Origin of the sequence: Shewanella olleyana (genome assembly GCF_023283825.1) — a bacterium.
GTDB lineage: Bacteria > Pseudomonadota > Gammaproteobacteria > Enterobacterales > Shewanellaceae > Shewanella > Shewanella olleyana.
This window is the reverse complement of record NZ_JAKILD010000019.1, coordinates 88,903-111,176: the sequence shown is the minus strand read 5'-3', so window position 1 is coordinate 111,176 and position 22,274 is coordinate 88,903. Positions and strand designations below refer to the sequence as shown.

Annotated in this window: 18 protein-coding genes and 1 pseudogene; 11 read left to right on the top strand and 8 right to left on the bottom strand. The window is 40.0% G+C overall.

What is annotated here, in order from left to right:
- Nucleotides 1-214 precede the first annotated feature (214 nt).
- Nucleotides 215-661, bottom strand: coding sequence for a DUF4826 family protein (locus tag L2735_RS14400; RefSeq protein ID WP_153913511.1), 447 nt, complete (start codon nt 659-661; stop codon nt 215-217).
- Nucleotides 662-924: 263 nt separating this feature from the next.
- Here L2735_RS14400 and L2735_RS14395 point away from each other — a divergent pair, with 263 nt between their 5' ends.
- The 6 genes and pseudogenes from L2735_RS14395 (at nt 925) to L2735_RS14375 (ending at nt 6,117) form a co-directional block, all read left to right on the top strand.
- Nucleotides 925-1,956, top strand: a complete 1,032-nt coding sequence (locus tag L2735_RS14395) for a Glu/Leu/Phe/Val dehydrogenase dimerization domain-containing protein (protein ID WP_248985375.1) — start codon at nt 925-927, stop codon at nt 1,954-1,956.
- A gap of 310 nt (nt 1,957-2,266) precedes the next feature.
- The gene (locus tag L2735_RS14390; RefSeq protein WP_248985374.1) at nt 2,267-3,169 is read left to right on the top strand and encodes a UDP-2,3-diacylglucosamine diphosphatase; all 903 of its coding nucleotides are present in this window, start codon (nt 2,267-2,269) and stop codon (nt 3,167-3,169) included.
- 75 nt (nt 3,170-3,244) lie between these two features.
- Nucleotides 3,245-3,439 (top strand): hypothetical protein, encoded by a 195-nt coding sequence (locus L2735_RS20240; RefSeq protein ID WP_487250618.1) that lies wholly within the window; start codon nt 3,245-3,247, stop codon nt 3,437-3,439.
- Nucleotides 3,440-3,452: 13 nt separating this feature from the next.
- Nucleotides 3,453-4,982: pseudogene (olsF, locus tag L2735_RS14385) on the top strand (bifunctional ornithine lipid synthase OlsF); the annotation flags it as partial.
- A 126-nt stretch (nt 4,983-5,108) separates the two neighbouring features.
- Nucleotides 5,109-5,531 (top strand): CBS domain-containing protein, encoded by a 423-nt coding sequence (locus L2735_RS14380; RefSeq protein WP_428848317.1) that lies wholly within the window; start codon nt 5,109-5,111, stop codon nt 5,529-5,531.
- Nucleotides 5,532-5,772: 241 nt separating this feature from the next.
- Nucleotides 5,773-6,117 carry a hypothetical protein gene (locus tag L2735_RS14375; RefSeq protein WP_248985372.1) on the top strand — a complete coding sequence of 115 codons (345 nt, stop codon included), beginning with the start codon at nt 5,773-5,775 and terminating at the stop codon, nt 6,115-6,117.
- A 169-nt stretch (nt 6,118-6,286) separates the two neighbouring features.
- On the opposite strand, the gene L2735_RS14370 is transcribed toward L2735_RS14375, so the two are convergent.
- The 4 genes from L2735_RS14370 to L2735_RS14355 form a co-directional block, all read right to left on the bottom strand.
- Nucleotides 6,287-6,685, bottom strand: a complete 399-nt coding sequence (locus L2735_RS14370) for a PliI family lysozyme inhibitor of I-type lysozyme (RefSeq protein ID WP_248985371.1) — start codon at nt 6,683-6,685, stop codon at nt 6,287-6,289.
- A gap of 182 nt (nt 6,686-6,867) precedes the next feature.
- Nucleotides 6,868-8,058, bottom strand: a complete 1,191-nt coding sequence (locus tag L2735_RS14365) for a class I SAM-dependent rRNA methyltransferase (RefSeq protein ID WP_248985370.1) — start codon at nt 8,056-8,058, stop codon at nt 6,868-6,870.
- Between the two features lie 327 nt (nt 8,059-8,385).
- On the bottom strand, nt 8,386-8,811 hold the full coding sequence (locus tag L2735_RS14360; protein ID WP_248985369.1) for a DUF2057 family protein: 426 nt from the start codon (nt 8,809-8,811) through the stop codon (nt 8,386-8,388).
- Nucleotides 8,812-9,517: 706 nt separating this feature from the next.
- Nucleotides 9,518-10,432: a LysR family transcriptional regulator gene (locus tag L2735_RS14355; protein ID WP_248985368.1), complete on the bottom strand. Its 915-nt coding sequence runs from the start codon at nt 10,430-10,432 to the stop codon at nt 9,518-9,520.
- 251 nt (nt 10,433-10,683) lie between these two features.
- Here L2735_RS14355 and L2735_RS14350 point away from each other — a divergent pair, with 251 nt between their 5' ends.
- The 5 genes from L2735_RS14350 to L2735_RS14330 all read left to right on the top strand — a co-directional run bounded on the left by L2735_RS14350 (nt 10,684) and on the right by L2735_RS14330 (nt 17,953).
- On the top strand, nt 10,684-11,382 hold the full coding sequence (locus L2735_RS14350; RefSeq protein ID WP_283104650.1) for a type 1 glutamine amidotransferase domain-containing protein: 699 nt from the start codon (nt 10,684-10,686) through the stop codon (nt 11,380-11,382).
- A gap of 27 nt (nt 11,383-11,409) precedes the next feature.
- Nucleotides 11,410-12,567, top strand: a complete 1,158-nt coding sequence (locus L2735_RS14345) for an iron-containing alcohol dehydrogenase (RefSeq protein ID WP_248985367.1) — start codon at nt 11,410-11,412, stop codon at nt 12,565-12,567.
- Between the two features lie 261 nt (nt 12,568-12,828).
- Entirely contained in the window at nt 12,829-13,485 is a 657-nt protein-coding gene (locus L2735_RS14340; RefSeq protein WP_248985366.1) for a TetR family transcriptional regulator, read from the top strand.
- A gap of 2 nt (nt 13,486-13,487) precedes the next feature.
- On the top strand, nt 13,488-14,846 hold the full coding sequence (locus tag L2735_RS14335; RefSeq protein ID WP_248985365.1) for an efflux RND transporter periplasmic adaptor subunit: 1,359 nt from the start codon (nt 13,488-13,490) through the stop codon (nt 14,844-14,846).
- On the top strand, nt 14,846-17,953 hold the full coding sequence (locus tag L2735_RS14330; protein ID WP_248985364.1) for an efflux RND transporter permease subunit: 3,108 nt from the start codon (nt 14,846-14,848) through the stop codon (nt 17,951-17,953). Before L2735_RS14335 ends, L2735_RS14330 begins: the two co-directional genes overlap by 1 nt.
- 96 nt (nt 17,954-18,049) lie before the next feature.
- Here the strand turns inward: L2735_RS14330 and L2735_RS14325 are convergent, their stop codons facing one another.
- From L2735_RS14325 to ydiJ, 3 genes are all read right to left on the bottom strand, one after another.
- The gene (locus tag L2735_RS14325) at nt 18,050-18,460 is read right to left on the bottom strand and encodes a MarR family winged helix-turn-helix transcriptional regulator (RefSeq protein WP_248985363.1); all 411 of its coding nucleotides are present in this window, start codon (nt 18,458-18,460) and stop codon (nt 18,050-18,052) included.
- 178 nt (nt 18,461-18,638) lie between these two features.
- Nucleotides 18,639-19,088, bottom strand: coding sequence for a DUF1285 domain-containing protein (locus L2735_RS14320; RefSeq protein WP_248985362.1), 450 nt, complete (start codon nt 19,086-19,088; stop codon nt 18,639-18,641).
- Nucleotides 19,081-22,158, bottom strand: a complete 3,078-nt coding sequence (gene ydiJ, locus L2735_RS14315) for a D-2-hydroxyglutarate dehydrogenase YdiJ (RefSeq protein ID WP_248985361.1) — start codon at nt 22,156-22,158, stop codon at nt 19,081-19,083. Before ydiJ ends, L2735_RS14320 begins: the two co-directional genes overlap by 8 nt.
- Between the last annotated feature and the right edge of the window lie 116 nt (nt 22,159-22,274).

Below are 22,274 nucleotides of genomic sequence, written 5' to 3'. Positions count from 1 at the left end.
CCAACAATATTGCTCAAGATGTGTTTTTAAATAAACGTCGTGAAATGCGTATAAACCAATAAAATAAAACCCCCACTTTAAAAAAAGTGGGGGTTTGTCATTAATCTGAAGGCACCTATAATAGGTGCCTTTTTAATGTGTAGCGACATATCGCTAGCTTCTTACGTAATTTTGCTAAGCTCAAACATAATCGAGAATACTTAAACGAGAAAGCTTAAGCTTGCCCTTCCCACAATTTTTCATCATTTTGCATTTTATATAAGCTCTCAGCACGAGAGACTAACAAGTTAGCAAATTTTAATTGGGTTTCATCACGAGTAGCGCCGGACTTATGCAAGTTCTCGGCTTTAAGTTGCCACATCATTGAGAAATGACGAATCGCTTCACGAGCGGTGCCAGCGACTTTCACATCGACGTAATCTGAAGGTAAATCACCGGACATAACCCAAAATGTTTGCTTAGTTGGTTGCTTAGATTCCATTTTCCAAATTGCAAGATAAGGCACTAAATAACGGCTTTCATCAGCAAGTACTTTTGACGGGATGACCCCTTTCTCAGCGAGGAAACGATTGGCTTTTTGGAATTGCGCTTGGACCCATTGTTGTCTTTGAACTTCAGGATCTTGTTGTTCTGTTTTCGGCTCAGCCACTGACTCGGTCATTCTTTCTTCCTATTTTATTGTTATATTTGTCATCATAAAAATAACATTAACACCTATAAAAAGGTGACAAATGTAACGAAACGCATAAAAAGTTTACGTTTACGTAAAGTGGCAAGCTAAATTGCCACGTAGATCACAAAATTATATGAATCTATCTTTGTTGAGAGTATCGCTAAATGCTATCGTTCTGCAATAAATAATAACAACCAGTCGTTATCCCGTATCACTCTAACGACTTTTTTATCGCACAGCGGAGATCACAAGTGGCTTTATTTAATCATGTATCGTTTGATAACCACGAACAAGTCGTTTTTTGTCACGATGAAGAAAGTGGCTTAAAAGCAATTATTGCAATTCATAACACTAACCTTGGCCCAGCTGTAGGTGGTTGTCGTATGTGGAACTACGATTCAGATGATGAAGCAGTCAACGATGTATTACGTCTTTCTCGCGGCATGACATACAAAAATGCCCTTGCTGGTTTAACTATGGGTGGTGGTAAATCAGTCATTATTGCCGATCCTAAAACAACCGATCGTGAAGCACTGTTCCGTGCATTCGGTCGTTGTATTCATACCTTAGGTGGCAAGTACTTTTCAGCAGAAGACGTCGGTGTTTCAACTGCTGATATTATGATTGCGCATCAAGAAACACCTTACATGGCAGGTCTTGAAGGTAAGAGTGGCGACCCATCACCTTTCACAGCACTTGGTACGTATTTAGGTATCAAGGCAGCGGTTAAGCATCAACGTGGCCTAGACAGCCTTAAAGGCCTTAAGATTTCAGTACAAGGTGTTGGTCATGTGGGCTACTACTTATGTAAACATTTACATGAAGAAGGCGCAGAACTAATCGTTACTGATATTCATCAAGCCTCTTTAGATAAAGTGGCTACAGAGTTCGGCGCTACCGTAGTTGCACCACAAGATATTTACACCCAAGACGTTGATGTTTACGCGCCATGTGCATTAGGTGCAACGATTAACGACACCACGATTCCGCTATTAAAAGCAACCATCGTTGCAGGTTGTGCAAACAACCAACTAGCAGAAGTGCGTCACGGTGAAACGCTAAAAGAAAAAGGCATTTTATACGCACCAGATTACGTGATTAATGCAGGTGGTATCATCAACGTATCGTTTGAAAGTGATTATGACGCGGCTAAATCGACCGCTAAAGTTGAAGACATCTACAACACGCTAATCAAAATTTTTGATGAAGCTGAAAAAGATAACCGCACCACTGGTGATGTGGCTGACGACATGGCTCGCGCTATCATTAACGCAGCTAAATAAGACTTATTTAAGAGACACTCTATAACAAGTTAATAAATCGGTTCGCTAATGGCGACTGACTTAACCGTCTTATTTAAAGGAGTAACTGGAATCAGTTGCTCCTTTTTTATATCTGTTGGCTAGTAATGACAAGAGTATCTTAAACGACTGAATAACTACCCTTCACTTTCCCTTACTCACTAACCAGTAATCACTCCCATAATCACTAACAATTATTTAACCATGTCACCAATCTGACATATTGACGTCATCTATTATTCAAAAACTTGCCATAAGCTAGCCTTGAAATCCATTGATAGGCGATGCGTAAATGTCTCAAAGTCATGTTGATAGCAAAGCAAGCTTTAACCCATTTTCCAATGCAAATCTGGCAAATGGTAATGCTCTCCCTCCTGCCAACATCAAACAAAAATTCAATGCCCTTTGGCTTTCTGATGTCCATCTTGGGAGTGTTGATTGTAAGGCAGAGTTTTTACTGAACTTACTTACTCAAACTGAAGCTAAACAGATTTATTTGGTTGGCGATATCATTGATATCTGGGCACTAAAAAAACGAGTTTACTGGCCTGAGAGCCACAATTTAGTGCTGCAAAAACTGCTTCAACTCGCTAAAGATGGCATCCAAATAAAATATATCCCTGGTAATCATGACGAAGCCTTTAAGTCCTATACCGACTTTCATCTATGGGGCATTAGCATGGCAAACCAACATATTCATCAATGTATCACTGGTGAAAAAATCCTCATACTTCACGGCGACCAATTCGACTCAGAAGTTTGTATCAGCCGTACTTACGCAAAACTCGGGGATCATTTATACGACGTTTTATTATTTCTTAATCGTAAGTTACATCAAATAAGACACACTTGCGGATTTTCATATTGGTCATTGCCGAGCTACGTAAAACTCAGGGTTAACAAAGCCCAGCACGCGATCGAAATGTATCGCGATGCAGTGCTGCGTTATGCCAAAACTCAAGACGTTCAAGCCGTAGTCTGCGGCCATATCCACCAGCCAGAACTATCGCTTCATGACGACATTATTTACGCCAATGATGGCGACTGGGTTGAAAACTGCACCTTAATTGCCGAAACCCTCACAGGCGAGCTGCAATTGTTACGTTGGAGCGATGAAGCATCCACAACAAAAGTGCTGAAGCAATTCCAACTGAATGCACAGCATGCTGATGAATATAAGCAAAAAGTAGCTTAGTCATTTGCCATGAGTAATGGTCACAGTAATGACTAAAACTCGCAAAAATAATAAAAGAATAGAAAGGTCATTATTATGATTTTTACCGTAGAGAACGTAGTTAAAAAGAACTTACCAAAACTAAATCAAACACCATGGCTTGCCACGCCAACCAAAGCCATGTTGCGCTATTTGCTTAATGAAAAGCAATGTAATGAAATTGCCGCTGAGTTTGCTTATTTAAAAGGGGGTAGATTTTGTAGAACATGTTCTCGATTGTTTCGACTTTAACTATTCAGTACCCAGTAATGAAATCGAAAATATTCCTATTGAAGGGCGCGTAGTCATTTACGCTAACCACCCTATTGGCTCACTTGATGCGTTAGCGCTAATCAAACTTATTAGCCAAGTCAGGCCAGATATTAAAGTGGTAGCCAATGAACTGCTAATGGCATTAGAGCCTATGCATTCGCTGCTTTTACCCGTAAATAACATGTCTGGTGGCACGCCAAGACAGCATCTTGAAAATATTCACCTTCATCTTAAAAATGAAGGTGCAGTGCTCATCTTTCCATCCGGTGAAGTGTCAAGATTGCGTCCCTCCGGCGTGACTGATTTAAAGTGGCATTCAGGATTTTTAAAAATGGCGAATACCTGTAATGCGCCTTTATTACCTATGTATGTTGATGCAAAAAACTCCGCTGCTTTTTATGGTGCATCAATGATTTACAAGCCACTGGCAAGCTTGCTATTAGTCAAAGAGATGTTCAAGCAATCTAAGCGGACCATGCCAGTTCGTATAGGTAAGTTAATCCCCAAAGAAGCCGTCACCAGTAATGATTTTGCCCGTAAAACTAAAGTGCAGTTACTTAAAAACCACCTTTATCGCATCGGCAAAGATCGTAGCCCAATATTTGCCACTCAAAATGCTATCGCCCACCCTGAGTCGCGTAGCGAGCTTCAACATGCCCTACAACAGTGTGAATTATTAGGTGAAACCAACGACAACAAACAAATATTTCTATATCAACACAATGATTGCAGTCCAATCATGCGAGAGATTGGACGCTTACGCGAAATAGCGTTTCGCGCGGTAGGCGAAGGAAGCGGCCATCGTCGTGATAATGATCAATACGATCCTTATTACCAACACTTAGTATTGTGGGATAAAGATGCATTAGAAATTGTTGGTTCATATCGATTTGCCAGTGCTAAACAAGTCCATCAACAACGTGGTAAAACGTCCCTGTATAGCCAATCTTTATTTAATTACAGCGAAGAATTTGCGCCTTACTTTGAAAATGGACTGGAATTGGGCAGAAGTTTTGTTCAGCCAAAATATTGGGGAAAGCGAAGCCTAGATTATTTATGGTTAGGCATTGGCGCATATTTAGCTAAAAATCCACAGTTTAGATATTTATTTGGACCTGTTTCAATCAGCGATCAACTACCTGAGCAAGCGAAAGAAATGATGGTTCATTTTTACCAACAGCATTTTGCTATGCCAGATAAGCTTGCTCAGTCAAATACCCCATATCAGTACACTGATGAGCGCCTACACCAATTAAACCGCTTGTATACGGAAGATGACTATTCAAGTTGTTTTAAGGTACTTAAACACACCTTAGCCAATATGGGGGCTGCGGTGCCACCTCTTTATAAACAATACGGTGAACTGTGCCAAGATGAAGGGGTCAAGTTTTTGGATTTCGGTATCGATACAGATTTTGGTAACTGTATAGATGGCTTGGTACTCGTTGATGTACGTGCGCTTAAACCTAAAAAAAGACAACGCTACATTGAATATCATTTAAATCACGATAGAAAAGGTTAAAGCTATACTAATTAAATATTATCAAGCATTAATAGAATCATTTATTTAGATCATTGATAAAACCTTGGGATGATTTGTTCACTTTACAATTGTCTGATATAACTAGATTAATTGAAAAGGAGGAACATCATGGTCACAATTGAGCAAATTATGAGCCCAAGGGTTGTCACCGTAGAAATGGATGATCGCATTAGCACTGCCAAAGAAATATTTGATAATGTGCCTTTTCATCACTTAGTGGTCGTGGATGAAGACAAAACAATTTCTGGGATTTTGGCCCGTACTGATTTAATCAATGCCATCAGTCCTAATTTAGGCACAGCTGCAGAACTCACTCGCGATATTGAGACCCTTAATAAACGTGTACATCAGGTTATGGCACATGGTCCGATCACAGTTCCCCCTTCACTCGATATCGATAGCGCAGCTCAACTAATGCTAACTAAAGGAATTACCTGCTTTCCTGTTTTGCAAGAGTCTGAATTGGTTGGAATCGTCAGCTGGCGTGATTTATTGGGTCATTATTGTGGCTTGACAAATATTGAATAAAACATCATACAAAAAAATTAAACCACTGTTTTAAAAGAGTTTGTAAAGCCCTCACAATAACTACCTTCTAATAAAACGCTTAGCTCAAAAGCGATTTTTGTCAATAAAAAATAATTAAAATAAATTCTTTAGCCTCAACAGACACATACCCTTTGATTCAAAAAAACTTCATTTTTCTCACTGGAAAACGTCACATTTGTCTGCTTATCTTAAGGTAGGTTCACAGGCCAAGGAGACACTCATGACGAGTTTTAAATATCATCTACATCAGGAAAAAATTGAATTACTGGCGAGTGACTGGATCGGCTTAGAGCGTGTATTAGTGAATGACAAACTTGTATCGACTAAAGTTAATTTTGGACAAAGAAGCACCCATAAAATTGAACTTAAAAATGGTAAACCTTGTCGATTACAGCTCTTAATAGACCCTCAAACTGAGCAACTTACCTGCAGGCTATATAAGCAGAATGAGTTTATCGCAAGCTTAAAGCAAGGAAAGCAAAGCTTATTGGGTAGTAAAACGTTTTTTGAGGCAAGCATGATACTGGCGTGTATGAGCAGTTTAGGCCTTTACTGGCTAAGTTAGCTAATAAAATACCGTTATTAACATAAACAAAAAGCCGCATTAGCGGCTTTTTTGTCTTTAATACACATTAAATTAAAAGGTTACACTAAGTGTGTCAGGTAGGCACATCACGAACGGCTAACTTCCTATGGCCAAGAGTTCCTATGGCCAAACGTCCCTATGCCCAAGATTAGCCGCACTTTGAAACGAGATTGTCACTAACGCAGATGAACACATCATCTTGGTAATTACCACTTCCTGCTGTAACAGTGGTGATTTTCAGTTTTTGTTTAGCAGCAGTATCTTCAACAATTGCTACTGACAATATGGTTCCGTCTCTTGGTATAATTATCCCTTGAGTAAAATCACCAACATTTAAATCTTTGTATAGCTTAATACTTATTGAACCAATAGATCTTGGCTCAATACGCCCCTCAGCAATCACAACACTCTGACCATTATCAAAATTGAACGCTTTAATGTAGGTTCCACCGTTTGACGTTGTCAGCTCATACCCTTCATGTGATTGAACCGAAATACTAGAGAGCATTATTGCAATTACCGTAATTGTCTTAAGTAGTATTTTCATCTTCTACACCTTTTTACTGCTAAATTTGAGCTTCAAGCTCTTTAGATACTCTTGTTACGAATCAAGTTATGAATCATATGTTGGCTACTGTAATCATTAATCAAAATACGCTAAATAGCGAATATAAAAAAAGCTACCTTGTAAGTAGCTTTTAATTCACTCTTCTAAACGTCATTATTCCTTTAGAAGACGCGAGCAACATGACCTTTCAAATAAAAACCTTCAGGAAATGCGCTACCAATCGGATGATCGCTAGCTTGACTTAATCTATCAATAAATTGCACATCTCGTTTAGCATCAAGTGCGGCATCTGCAACCACTTTTTGAAATAGATCTGCGGCCATTAAGCCAGAGCATGAGAATGTCAGCAATATACCACCAGGATTTAGTAATTGCATAGCAATCATATTAATGTCTTTATAGCCACGACATGCACCATTTAATTGCGCTTTATTATCGGCAAACTTAGGAGGGTCTAACACAATCACATCAAAGGTTTTACCCTCATCACGATACTGACGTAATAGCTTGAAAACATCAGCTTCATGATAGTTAACATGTTCATCATTAAAACCGTTAATTTCCATATTCAATTTAGCAGTATCTAGCGCTAATTTTGACACATCAACATTTTCGATGCTGGCTGCGCCACCTTTGGCAGCATACAAGCCGAATGTGCCTGTGTAACAGAAACAATTTAATACTGACTTACCCTTGACGAAACGAGCCGCTATAGCGCGGTTATCTCGTTGATCCAAATAAAAGCCAGTCTTATGCCCTTTAGTCACATCAACAGAAATTTTAATGCCGTTTTCTTCGATAATAACTGGCATTTCAGGAAGTTCACCGTGTAATAAACCAGTTACAGGTTTCAAGCCTTCCTTTTTACGAGAATCTACATCTGAGCGTTCGTAAATAGCGCAGTCGGGGTAAAGTTCAGCTAATACTTCTACTAAAGTGTCACGCCAAAAGTCAGCACCAGTACTTAATAACTGGCAGACCAATACATTGGCATATTTATCGATAGTAATACCTGGTAAGCCGTCAGATTCAGCTGCAATAAGGCGGTAACCCGTTAGGCCTTGTTCAGCAATTAACGCATCTCTGCCAGCTTGAGCACGCTGAACACGGCGCATGAAGAAGTCTTTATCAATTTGCTCTTCTTTATTAAAAGTCCATACACGCACTTGGATTTGCGACTCTGGAGACCAAGCACCACGTCCTAACCAATGGCCATCATGCGCAACAACATCAACAGTTTCACCCGCTTGCGGTTTACCTTTAATGTTATGTATACCACTTGCAAAAACCCATGGGTGTTTGCGCTCTAGTGATTTTTCACGCTTGGGTCTTAGCTTGATTCTGATAGCCATGATAGTGCCTTTTTCATTTTGGGATCGCGATAATAAGGATCCTAACAAGGGAACGCAAGTTACAATCGTCAATTATAGTGCTTTAGCGTTGATTTCGGGACTATCAATAGCAAATTGATTCATAACGAATTATGTCTCTATTAAATGTAAAATTAATGTATACAAAAACGCCACTTAACATCATTTAAGCAGCGTTTTCCCTAGGATGATACCCATACATTATTCTTTACCGGTCTTAAGCTAATTTAATATATTGAATAGTTATATGTTTATTTAATTTAAATATATAACACTCTATTGAGCATAAAAACTAAAGTTAATTTCAAATTATTTATTTAATAATATCAATGTAAACAATTGAGATTGGCTTAATAGTGTTACATCATGAGCTTGACCATCAATAGATAATGATAAAACAGGATTTTGCAAAAAGTCTTTTGCATCGTCTGCTGAATATAACTCTGGTAATTCAAGGTGATACTTTTCAGTGCCTGCAACATCTAGTTTTAAATATAGCGGCTTTGACTTTACCCAATGTCCTGAATCATCTGCGTTATCCTGAAACAAGTCGCTATAGCTCACCTCAATAAGTTGCTCACCGGCAACGAGGTCTACTTCACGTTGAAACTCGACAACAACACCATTGACGCTATCTACATCAAGATCATCATGGAAGGTTATGCTAGAAGATTGCGCAGTAAAACTGGTTAGCAGTAAGCCAAAGGCAGCAGATAATGTTAATTTAGTCTTCATGTTAAACTCCGTTCTTAATTAAATTATTCCGTATAAAATTATTTCACACTACACAATTTAAAAGACCAATGAATAAATAAAAAAATTTCATAATATTTTATATTTGTACTTTTTATTTTAACCCCCAATGAAATATCAATCGGTAGACTAATGAAATAACTCGAAAAATTAATTGTAAATTTTTACAATTTACAAAACTACATTTGGATTTATTGATTTAATGCAAAGAAATAATTGCAACATTCGGTAAAATCACAAAATGAAAATAACAATTAAGTAATTATTTCTAAGGTATTGTGGTACCTAAATAATGACTAGAATAAGTCAAGGGAAAGTAACCTGCACTCGTTGCCAAACAGAGATCACTGAACTTTCAGTAAGTTGTAAGTGCGCATCCCCTTATACTGACAATTGTAAAAAGCAACCTCAGTTTAAATGTGCAGCAAAATTTCATCACGTGAAAGCATCTACAATTTTAATACTTGTGCTCAGTTGTACCGCTATCGTTATGTCAGCTTATTTCTGGTATTCAGTCATGCTTGGGTTTCGTGCTCACACATTACACCAAGGCTATCCATACGATAATTATGTATTGATATGTGCTGGATGGTGTTTTTTTATAGGTTGTTATGGTCTGATCATTACAATGGCTGAAATACTCTCCTATCGGCAGTCTATAGGCATAAAACACAAGGTGTAAAAACGCTTAAGTAAGCCCAATACTATTTACCTTTCGGTTAAAATATTCTTTTAAGAAGTCAATGAGTAAACGCACCTTTTTGGAATCTGCTGCGCCTGGCGGAAATACTGCATAAATATTAATATCAGACAATTGGTAGTCATCTAGTACTATTTCTAATGTGCCTTGCTTCACCTTTGGCCAAGCATCATAAGTAGGTATTCGGCCGATGCCATGACCGCCTTCGACAAATGCGGTTCTAGCAGAAGCATTGTTTGTGGTAATGCTTCCTTTCATTTCTATACTAAATGAACGTGAGCCTTTTTTAAGCTCCAATACTCGTTTTAAAGGCTTGTATACCACCCAATCATGGGAACTTAACTCACCTGGAGTTTGAGGTCTGCCCTGCTTTTCAAAATAAGCAGGAGCGCCACACAAACACGTTTTCATTACCGACAACTTAGTGGCTTGCAAACTTGAATCCACTAATGGCGCCCCACGAATAGCGATATCTATCCCCTGATTAATAATGTTGACCACTTCATCGGTCAACATCACGTCCAGTTCAATTTTAGGGTACAACAGCTTAAATTCGTTTAGAGCTGGCACTATAGTTTCAAGCCCTGCATTAACTGGACAAGTTAATTTGATTAAGCCCATTGGCTCGCTTTTCATATTCTCAATTTGCTGATTAGCGGAATAAGCTTGCTCGGCAATAACTTTACAGGATTGATAATAAGCTTGTCCTTCTTCAGTAAGACTAATACTGCGAGTTGAGCGATTGAGCAATTTAACTTGTAAATGTTCTTCTAATTTTTTTAGATGGTAACTTACAACTGCTCGAGACAGGCCAATATGCTTAGCTGCGCCGCTTAAGCTGCCTTGCTCAACCACTTGTGAAAACACCACCATACTTTTTAATTGCTCAAAAGATACATTCATTATCGACTCTAGTCTCCATACTAAAACTCAAACTCAAACTCAAACTCAAACTCAAACTCAAACTCAAACTCAAACTCAAACTCAAACCAGCATTAAAAATAACTCAATCACATCATTGTATCAATAATTTAAACAATGAAGTCAATAAAGTCTGCATTGTCAGATTTAATTCAGGTTTCTATACTGAGTTCATTATTTAATAAGCCAACAAGTGTTTATGGCTTAATATCAGCAGCAAACAAGGAATTCATATGACAAACGTTATCGCCAAAAAAGTATTAATGGTGCTTACTTCACACGACCAATTAGGTCACACAGGCAATAAAACAGGTTTTTGGATTGAAGAGTTTGCCGCGCCATATTTTGTATTTAAAGATGCTGGATTTGATATCACTTTAGCTTCACCTGCTGGCGGTCAACCACCGATTGATCCAAGTAGTGAGCTAGCAGACTTTCAAACTGATGACACCCGTCGATTTGATAATGATAAAGACGCTCAAGCACATCTTGCTACTACGCTTGTGTTATCTGATGTTAACGCTGACGATTACGACGGCGTTTTCTATCCAGGTGGTCACGGTCCATTATGGGATTTAACAGATAACCCAAATTCTATTGAATTAATCGAGCAGTTTATCAAGCAAAACAAACCAGTTTCAGCTGTTTGTCATGCAAGTGCAGCATTGTTAAATGCTAAAAACAACGATGGTAGCTACTTAGTAAAAGACAAAGCGGTAACTGGTTTTAGTAATACTGAAGAAGATGCTGTGCAATTAACAGATGTTGTACCTTTTCTGCTTGAAGATGAATTACAAAAACGTGATGCAGATTATCAAAAAGTCGCTGACTGGCATGCATTTTCAGTTCAAGATGGCTTAGTCATCACAGGGCAGAATCCAGCAAGTTCTTCACTGACAGCGCAAAAGCTAGCTTCACACATAAACGCGTAATAAATAATATTGTATTAGGACAATCTCATGCTTAATTTTTCATTTCAAAACAATACAAAAATTCTTTTTGGCGAAAACCAAATAAGTAGCATTAGCAATGAAATCCCAGCTGATGCGCGAGTACTCATGATTTACGGCGGTGGTTCAATCAAGTCAAATGGTGTCTACCAACAAGTGACTGATGCACTTAAAGAACACACTTGGTTTGAATTTTCTGGTGTAGAGCCTAACCCGCAGTACGACACCCTAATGAAAGCACAAGCAATCATTGAAGCTGAAAATATTGATTACTTACTCGCTGTGGGCGGTGGCTCGGTTGTTGATGGCGTTAAGTTCATTGCTGCAGCAGCTAAATTTGAAGGTCAAGATCCTTGGGATATGGTAGCAAAAGGTGCAAGCGTTAATGACGCACTGCCAATTGGCGCTGTATTAACGCTTCCAGCAACAGGTTCTGAATCAAACGGCGGCTCTGTTATTACTCGTAATGGTAATAAATTACCTTTTGGTAGCCCATTACTGCGCCCACTATTTGCAGTTTTAGATCCTACCGTAACCCTATCATTATCTGATCGCCAAATAGGTAATGGCGTTATTGACGCCTACATCCACATTATGGAGCAGTACTTAACTTACAGCGTAAACGGTAAAGTACAAGACAGATTCAGTGAAGGTCTACTGCAAACCCTTATTGAAGAAGGACCTAAAGCATTAGCCGCAGAATCTAAACAAGATTTAGAAGTTCGGGCCAATATTATGTGGTCTGCGACAATGGCGTTAAACGGTCTAATTGGTGCTGGTGTCCCTCAGGATTGGTCAACTCATATGATTGGTCATGAACTAACGGCAAGTCATGGAATCGATCATGCACGCACTTTATCAATCGTATTACCTGCGGTAATGAAAGTTCGCCGTGAGCAAAAACACGCAAAACTTGTACAATATGCAGAGCGTGTATTTAACATCACTTCTGGTTCTGATGAAGAGAAAATCGATCAAGCCATTATCGCCACTGAGAACTTCTTCAAGTTAATGCAAGTTCCAACTCGCTTGAGCGATATTGATATGGGTGCAGATCAAGTAGATGTGCTAGTAAATGCACTTGAGAAACACGGCATGACCAAACTGGGTGAGCATGGTGATATTGATTTAGCCATCAGCCGAGAAATCTTAACTACAGCTTTGTAAACTGCGTTTATAAGGTTTAGGTTTGAACCTTTCGGTCTCATAACCTTTAGCTTCGATTAAAAACCATAAGGCTAGCATTATGCTAGCCTTTTTATTACCTGTAATTTAAGCCAAGGACAGTTTCTAAAGTGTGACTTAAGCTTGATAACCATCAACAATTCATCAAATGATGAATATTGATGAATTATTTTACTAAGTATTCTGCGCTGCTTGGCATACTATATTCTACACTTGAAGAATTATTCAAAAAACTGCTCGCTGATGCCTAGATTAAAAAAAACCGCAGGAAGACCGTTAACCCAAGTGGATAACCGAAGTGCATTAATTGATGCTGCAAGAGTCTTGTTTGTTGAAAATGATTACGAGAAAGTCTCAGTGCGTGCTATTGCGCAACAGGCCAATGTGGATGCCAGTTTAATCCGTTATTATTTCCAGTCGAAAATTGGCCTATTTAGTGAAATGCTAAAAGAAACCCTCGCGCCTATAACTGAGAAAATATATCAGACTAACAAAGAGTTCATCTCGAATTCTGCTGAGGATATTCTCAGTACTTATTACACCTTAATGAGTCAAAATCCAGATTTTCCAAAGTTGATTTACCGTACAGCAAGTCTGCCAGATTCCCAAAGTAATCGAGAATTACAAGCAAGGTTATTAGCATTAATGCCAGCGCCACGTTTTGCCATTATTGAACAAATGCAAGACGCCAACCTGTTAAAAGCAGATGTCGATATTATGTGCGCCAAAATGAGCTTTATCAGCTTACTCATATTTCCGTTTTTAATGCCAGATTTATTGAAAAATGCTGTCGGCATTAAAACATCTCCAGAGTTTATGCAAAAACTTGCTAAACACAACGCTCAACTTTTACATCATGGGCTTATTGCCGATGACACACTACCAAGCCAGGACCGCTAAACATGACCAGCTTAAAAAGACGCTACGTATTTCCCGGAATCGCAGCCGGATTCATTATTTTATTTGCCGCAATTGCTTTGCGCTCATCTCCTGAACTAGAAGCAGGTCACGATAAGTCACGTTTAGTGGAAGTGATAAGCCTAGATAAACAGCTAAGCATGCCAGTGATTAAAGCCTATGGTCGAGTTGCCCCTAAACACAGCTGGCAAGGTATTGCAGAAGTAGGCGGTAAAATTATCTATCGCCACCCTGAACTGGAAACGGGCCGCTTGATTAAAGCCAATACCCTAGTGCTCGCCATTGATCCTTTAGAATACGAACTAAAACTTGCCCAAGCTGAAGCTAATGTAAATGCCAGCGAAGCGCAGTTAATTCAATTAAATCAAAAAGAAGTTAACCTAGAAACCAGTTTGGAGATAGAACAACAAAAACTCACTTTGGTTGACCAAGAGTATCAGCGTAAGCAAGCGCTTAATGTTAAAAACCTAATCTCGAAATCCGAACTAGAATCCCAAAAACAAGCCCTGCTTGCACAGCGTAACTTAGTACAAGATTTAAATAGCAGTTTGAGTCTATTACCCGATGATAGAAAAGTGACTCAAGCACAGGTCAAAGTTAACCAAGCACTATTTAATGATGCTCAGCGTCAGTTAAACAATACGCGTTTTACTTTACCCTTTGATGCACGAATTGCTGAAGTAAACATTGAACGTGCCCAAGCGGTTACTAATGGTTCTGTATTGTTCGAAGCCCACCAACTTGGCGCAGTCGAGATCAAAGCAGAGCTGTCACTGCAAGATGCCGAAACCTTAATTAGCAGTATCTCAGGTATCCCACGCGATACAGCCTCACTCCCTTCGATTGAGAAGGTAAACTTTGACTCCCATGTTGAAATTAGTATGGGTAAAAAACATCATCAATGGCAGGCAAAATTAACCCGTATTGCTGATACCATTAATCCAGATCAGGCCACTATCGGTTTCTACCTTGAAGTCGAACAAGATTTTAACGAGATGGATTTGGTTAAACGCCCTCCTCTAACAAATGGTATGTTTGTCACCGCTTATATCCATGGCTACGAATCAAGACAATTTATCATTCCTGAAAAAGCCCTCCATGGAGAACAAGTGTATGTCATGGACGCTGAAGATAAACTGCAAATCAAAAAAGTAAACGTGGTGTATCGCAGTGAACACGGCGTTGCTATTAGTACTCCATTAGATGGTAATGGCCAGTTAGATGGCGAAGCATTAGCTCAAGGCGATCGCATTGTCACTAATGATCTTATTCCTGCCATAGCAGGCATGAGTTTAAAAGTTGCAGAGCAAGCAGATGAGCAAAGTGAAAAGGAGTCTAACTAGTGATTAATTTTTTCACTCGTCATCCCACTATTGCTAACTTGATGATGCTGGCGTTTTTTGTGGTGGGCCTTAGCAGTATTGGCAAGATTAAACGGGAAACCTTTCCAGAGTTTAGTCCCCCTTACATTATTGCCAGTGTGGTTTACCCTGGCGCCTCACCTGCAGAAGTAGAAGAAAGTTTATGTCTTCGTATGGAAGATGCCATTGATGGTTTAAGTGATATTGAAGAAACCAAATGTGACGCCCAAGAAGGTTTTGCATCACTCACAGTAAAGCTCACAGGCGATGCTGATATGGGGCGCAGTTTGGTGGATATTCAAACTGAAATTAATGCCATTAAAGATTTTCCATCACAAATCGACCCACCAACGGTTAAAGAGCTCGACTGGGCTGAGCCTGTTGTTGATATTGCGATTGCAGCTGACGCCAGTTTACCGCACTTAAAATCTTATGCTGAAGATTTGAAACGTCGCTTAAAGATTGATGCTGGCGTTAATTTGGTGACAGTTTCAGGTTTTTCTGACCACCAAATTCGGGTCGAATTAAACGAAGCAGATATAAGACGCTTAGGGTTAACGGTTGCTGAAGTGGCGGATAAAGTCGGCCGCCAAAACGTGCAAATGCCAGCGGGAAGTGTTGAATTATCAGATAAAAACCTGCTTATCCGCTTTGATGAACGCCGTATTACTCCTGAAAATCTAGGCAAGATCATTGTCTCATCCAATCCTGAGGGCGGTGTCGTTCGCCTGCGAGATATTGCTAAAATTGAAGATCTATTCGAACTTGAAGAAGAACATACCATCTTTAATGGTAAAGCTGCTGCGGTATTAAAAGTTCAAAAAAACAAAGCCGATGATGCCCTGCGTATTAAAGAGCGAGTCACTGAATTTGTTGCACAAGAGCAACTTGTCGCCCCTGATGGCGTCACGCTGACACTGACAAATGACATGTCTTCATTGCTGCAAGACAGATTATCCATGCTACTGAAAAATGGTTGGCAAGGCATCATCTTAGTGTTCTTTTCAATGTGGCTATTTTTCTCAATTCGATATTCGTTTTGGGTATCTGCGGGGCTACCAGTGGCCTTTATGGGCGGCTTGTTCCTAATGTGGGTCTTTGGCGTCTCGATTAATATTATGAGCCTTGTGGGTCTATTAATGGCCATTGGCATCATGATGGATGATGCGATTGTAATTGCAGAGTCAGTCGCTGCTCATGTAGAAAAAGGCTTGCCCATAAACGATGCGGTCTCCCAAGGGGTTAAAAAAGTGGCTCCTGGGGTATTCTCATCCTTTTTAACCACAGTATTTATTTTCGGTAGTTTGCTCTGGTTAGATGGTCAAATGGGTGATGTATTGTCCGTGGTCCCGCTAGTGCTCATTATGGTTTTAAGTATCAGCTTGATTGAAGCATTTTTAATTTTGCCGAATCATTTAAGCCACTCACTTAAATCCAACAAGCAAGACAAACCGCCACTTAAGTTTAAAAGAGTATTTTTAGAAAAGTTTGAACATTTTCGAAATAATACCTTAGTCGAAGCTGTTACCTTTGTTGTTAAATGGCGTTATGCAAGCCTTGGTGCAACCTTAGGATTGCTATTTGTTTCAATAGCACTCGTGGCTGGCGGCGCCGTTAAATTTGTTGGTTTCCCTGAACTTGATGGTGACATTGCTGAAGCGCGCATCATTTTGCCTCCGGGTTCAACACTGGATCAAACGAGACAAGTCGTTGCTCAGTTAGTTGCCAGTGCCAATAAAGTCGGCGCACGATATACACAAGAAAACCAAGAAGATTCTGATCTTATCCGTTTCATCACCGAGCAATATAATATGAACGCCGATGCGGGCGAATCAGGCCCACACGTTGCTACCGTTCGTTTAGATTTATTGTCAGCGGAAACTCGAAGTACCTTAATCGACAATTTCATTCAAGATTGGCGCATTGAAAGTGGTGATATTGCTGAGCCATTGTCGTTAGTATTTAAACAACCTAGCATGGGGCCTGCTGGGCGCGATGTAGAAGTGAGATTACAACACGATGATCTAGATTTACTCAAAATGGCCTCGGTTGATTTACAGTCATATTTAAGTCAGTTCTCTGGGGTAAATGGTATTTTAGATGACATGCGCCCAGGTAAAGAAGAAGTGTTAGTCAAACTACGTGATGGCGCCGAAAACTATGGTGTTGATGGTGAGATGATCGCATCTCAACTACGCGCGGCTTACTTTGGTCAAACCGCGGATGATGTTCAAGCTGGACCTGAAAACATTGAAATCCAAGTACGGCTCAATAAACAACAAGCTGGCGATTTACAGGCGTTAGCTAACTTCCCAATCATGCTAGGTGATGGTACACAGCTGCCATTAAATGCAGTCGCTACGTTAAACTACGAACGCTCTTATGTGCGTATTCAGCGTATCGAAAGCCAGCGAACCGTCACCGTTATGGCTGATATTGACAACACTAAAGCAAATGGTAGTGAAATCCTTGGTAAAGTCAGAAATGAATTCGCCCACGAATTACGTGAAAAATACCCAGGCCTAAAAGTTGATTATGAAGGTGCAGCCAAAGAAACAGCCAAAACTGGCGCTTCCTTTATGCAAGGTTTTGTCATCGGCTTATTTGGTTTATTCGCGATATTGAGCTTCCAATTCAGAAGTTACTTAGAACCTTTCGTGGTTATGCTAGCTATTCCGCTCGCATTAATCGGAGTATTCTGGGGACACCTGTTAACGGGACATAGTTTATCTATGCCATCGATATTAGGTTTTGTATCTCTTGCAGGTATTGTGGTCAATGACTCCATCTTGTTGGTGCAATATATCCGCCACCATGTGGATATTGGCGATAACATTCAAGAAGCTGTGGTTAAAGCTAGCCGAGATAGATTCAGAGCGGTATTCCTAACCTCTCTAACCACTGCAGCCGGTTTATTGCCACTATTAATGGAAACATCACTTCAAGCACAAGTGGTTAAGCCGATTGTTATCTCAATTGTGTTTGGTATTTTCACATCTACCCTATTGGTACTGTTTATAATCCCGAGCGCATACGCAGTATTAGCTGAATTTAACCTTGTACATAAACATGAAGAATTATCTGCATAAGGGTTAAGAAAAAGGCCGTTAATGATGTCATTAACGGCCTTTATAGAATAATGTTTTAAAAAAATTTAAACTAAAAGAAATTCCCATGCGCCCTATTTATTGATTAATTTTATTCAATAATTGCAATAGTGTTTGTTGCTCTTGTTCATCAAGGGCTTCAAGGCACTTTTCATTTACCCACTGCGCTTCATGGATTAAATCTTGTTCTAAAGCTTTACCCGCATCGGTTAAGAAAATTTGAAAAGCACGGCGATTATCAGACTCCTGATGACGGGTAATATAGCCTTGAACCTGAAGCTGGTCTAACAGACGAGTCATAGTGTAATTGGCGACATCACAAAGCTTAGATAGCTCTGTTTGACTGATGCCTTCCTCTTGCCATAAGGAAAATAAAACCGGCCAGAGCTTAACGTCGAGTTCATAGCGTTTAAGGCGTTCATCAAGCTCGTTTTGAAGCGTGATGTTGAGATGAGATACTTGATAATAAAGACTTTCGTAACGTTTCATAACGCGCTCCTACATGCTCATCAAATCTTAGCTACTGGTCAGTAGACGAATCAAGCTAAGAATACGACTGTTGAGTTGTACTTTAGATTACTATCATATAAACAAGTTTTCACTGAATACTGACTGTTAATACTGGCACTAATTCTAAAACATGGTACGTATGAGACCGCTGTTTTAGTCAGTCTGTTACAAATTGATTAATATATCGGTAGTAGCACGCACGCCCTAAACCAGCTATAACGCCTCTCTCAATTTGAATTTCAATGGCATCTTCCAATAAATTCACCGCTGAAGTATTAGCTATAGCATGCTCAGTACCAATACTGCTAATGAATGTTAATCCATTTTCATTTGCTTCGTAATCTACCAGTACTATCGCATGTCGTTTAACGAGCACTTTGACTTTTTCAACGGGTGTTATTAAAAAAAATTCCCCATCAATGCAATTCAGCACACTAGAAAACAGCTTGGCAAACTTGGCAGGCAGCGGACTGTTTAGATAAAACCATTCACCCTCACCGTTAATTTCTAACATAGGCGTTTCACTACATAGCTCGACACCATTGTTATCGGAGTGCTTAGTTGAAAGTTGCCCTAATTGCTTGGCAATATTAATCGGCTCAGCCATGGGTTTTATTCGCTTGTACCATCAATTGCAACAAGGCCTCAATTGGGTGCTTTGGTTTAAAGCCTGCAAAACGTTTCACTTGGCTTCGACATGAATAGCCTGAAACCAATATTTGGGTTTTGTCATCGATACAATCAAGTGTTGGTTGCCATGACATGGCAAATAATTTTGTTGAACGAGCGAGGTTATCTTGTTCATGGCCGTAAGTACCTGCCATTCCGCAACAGCCGACATTAATCACATCAAACTCTGCGCCAAAATGACTAAACACATTTTTCCATTCTGCTGGCGTTGCAGGTTTTGCAGTAGATTCTGTACAGTGACTAAACCAACTGAACTTTTGCTCAGTTTTAGTAAGTTGAGGCATTGCCTTAACCGCATCAGTTAGCCATTCATTAGCCAGTAATACTTCAAAATTACCGCGCTTATCCCCTAACACTTCTTGGTATTCGTCGCGGTAACACAAGACTAACGCAGGATCTAAGCCCACCATCGGCATATTCAAAGCATGAACCTGATTCAAGAAATCTGCACTCGATTGAGCAGTTTTGGCAAACTTGTCTAAAAACCCTTTAATGTGGGTAGGTTTACCGTTCGGTTTAAACGGTAATAACACAGGCTTAAGACCCATTTCTTTAATTAATTGAATAAAGCGATACACAAGTTCTGCATCATAAAAACTATTAAATGGATCTTGTACCACTAATACATAGTTTGCTCGTTCAGATACAGGAATGCTTTGTAATGCTTCTAAATCATAACCACGACTTTCATGACCATCTAGGCGCTGCTTTAATGTTGGTACTGACAAAGCCGGTGCATCCACATACCCGATTGATTTTTTAATCACCCATTGGCTTAGCTTATTTTGTGAGGCTAGATTTGTCACTTTTGGCATTGCAGCCATCATAGGTAACATATCTTCGATCCCCGCAACCAAGTAGTCCTTCGCTGGTCGCATATAACGTTTGTAATAGATATTAAAGAACTGCGCTCTAAACTTGGGGACATCTACTTTGACTGGGCATTGACCCGAACACGCTTTACACGCCAAACAACCTTTTAGTGACTCCATCACTTCATGGGAGTAATCATAATCACGTGTGCTGTTAATTGTGTTTTGGGCGCGCTGCATAATACTTAATGGTTTAGACTTTGCGAGTGCATCAACATCGACCCCTTCAGCTTCCAATAAACGCAACCATTCTCGCATTAAGCCGCTGCGACCTTTAGGAGAATGAATACGATCGCCCGTAGCTTTAAATGACGGACACATAAACGAATAACTGCTGTAATTAAAGCACACCCCATTACCATTACAGTTCATCACATCAGGGAAAGCATCACGGACTTGCACTGGAATTTGCCTATCGAACTTGCCGCGTTTAACGCTATCGACATTAAACATCATTGGACCATGATCTTTTGGCGACACTAATTTACCTGGATTTAGGCGATTATCAGGGTCGAATAAGCCTTTCACGACTTCAAGTTCACTATAAAGCTCGTCACCAAATACCGCAGGGCCATATTCACCGCGCACGCCTTTACCGTGTTCGCCCCACATCAAACCGCCATATTTAAGGGTTAACTCAGCAACTTGATCAGAAATAACTTTTAATAATTTCTCATCCGCTTCATCACACATGTCCAGTGCTGGGCGCACATGTAATACACCTGCATCAACGTGGCCAAACATGCCATATTGCAATTGATGACCATCAAGCAAGTCGCGAAACTCCATAATGAAATCAGCTAAATTCTCAGGTGGCACGGCTGTATCTTCAGCAAAGGCTAACGGTTTCCGGCGACCTTTAGTCGCGCCTAATAAACCAACCGCTTTTTTACGCATAGCGTAGATTTTATTAATACTTGGCTTGTCAGAGGTGAGCTGATAACCCACTACGCCGGCTTCTTCGTTGGCAAGTTGACTCGCTAGCACCGCTTCAAGTCTACTAATGCGCGCCTTAACGTCTTCTTCATCACCTGCAAACTCAACCATATTAAGCCCTTCAATGACTTTATTAGGCACAGCTTCAATGAGGTGTGAAACTGAATGCCAAATAATGTCTTCACGGGCAAGGTTTAGTACTTTTGAGTCTATGGTTTCAACCACTGTGGCACTAGCGGCCACCAACGATGGAGCATGACGTAATGCAGACTCGAATGAGTCATATTTAATATTCAGCATCATCCGCGTATTTGGTAGCGGCGTGATATTCAGTTTAGCCTCTGTTAGAACCGCTAAGGTGCCTTCAGAGCCAGCTAAAATCCGTGATAAATCAAATTGAGTTAGCCCGTCATTCCATACATGGCGAAGATCATAGCCTGTTAAAAATCGGTTTAATGCCGGAAACTGCTTAACGATCAATTCACGTTTCTCATGACAACGGTTAGCAATTTGATTAATGATATTTTGTGCAAAAGGATGTTCACCAGCTTGCTCTGTTGTAACTTCCTCTTTCCCCAATGCTATATCAGCGTCCATTGGAGATGTTGATAGCACACTACCGTCAACCAACACGCTAGTTAATCCCAAAACATGATCAGAGGTTTTACCGTAAACGAGCGAGCCCGCACCTGAGGCATCGGTGTTAATCATGCCGCCCACAGTTGCACGGTTTGACGTTGATAGATCAGGACTAAAAAAGAATCCATGAGGACGCAGTGCATCATTTAGCGCGTCTTTAACCACACCGGCTTGTACTCTTACCCAGCCTTCTTCAGCATTAACTTCTAGCACTTGATTCATATGCCTAGAAACATCGAGAATTAATCCATGAGTCAATGATTGACCATTGGTTCCCGTTCCGCCGCCACGAGCACTAAAAGTCACTTGCTTATACTTAGGATCTGATGCCAGAGTTAATACTAACTCGACGTCAGTTTGATTGAACGGGTAAATAACCGCTTGTGGCAAGAATTGATAAACAGAATTGTCGGTTGCTTGGATCAGTCGCGCGCTATAGCGCTTGTCAATTTCACCAGCAAACGATGACGCTTCAAGCGCATCTAGAAAGCTTAAATAAATAGGTTCTAATGTTTGATGATGAGATAGCAACGGTAGCATATTCGACTTCTGTTTATAGTAATTTTGTGATCATTATAAACAAAAAAAGAGCCGCTAAGTAGTTGAGTTAAAAAATTTCATTAGAAACATTAATTACAATAACAACTTAACCATTC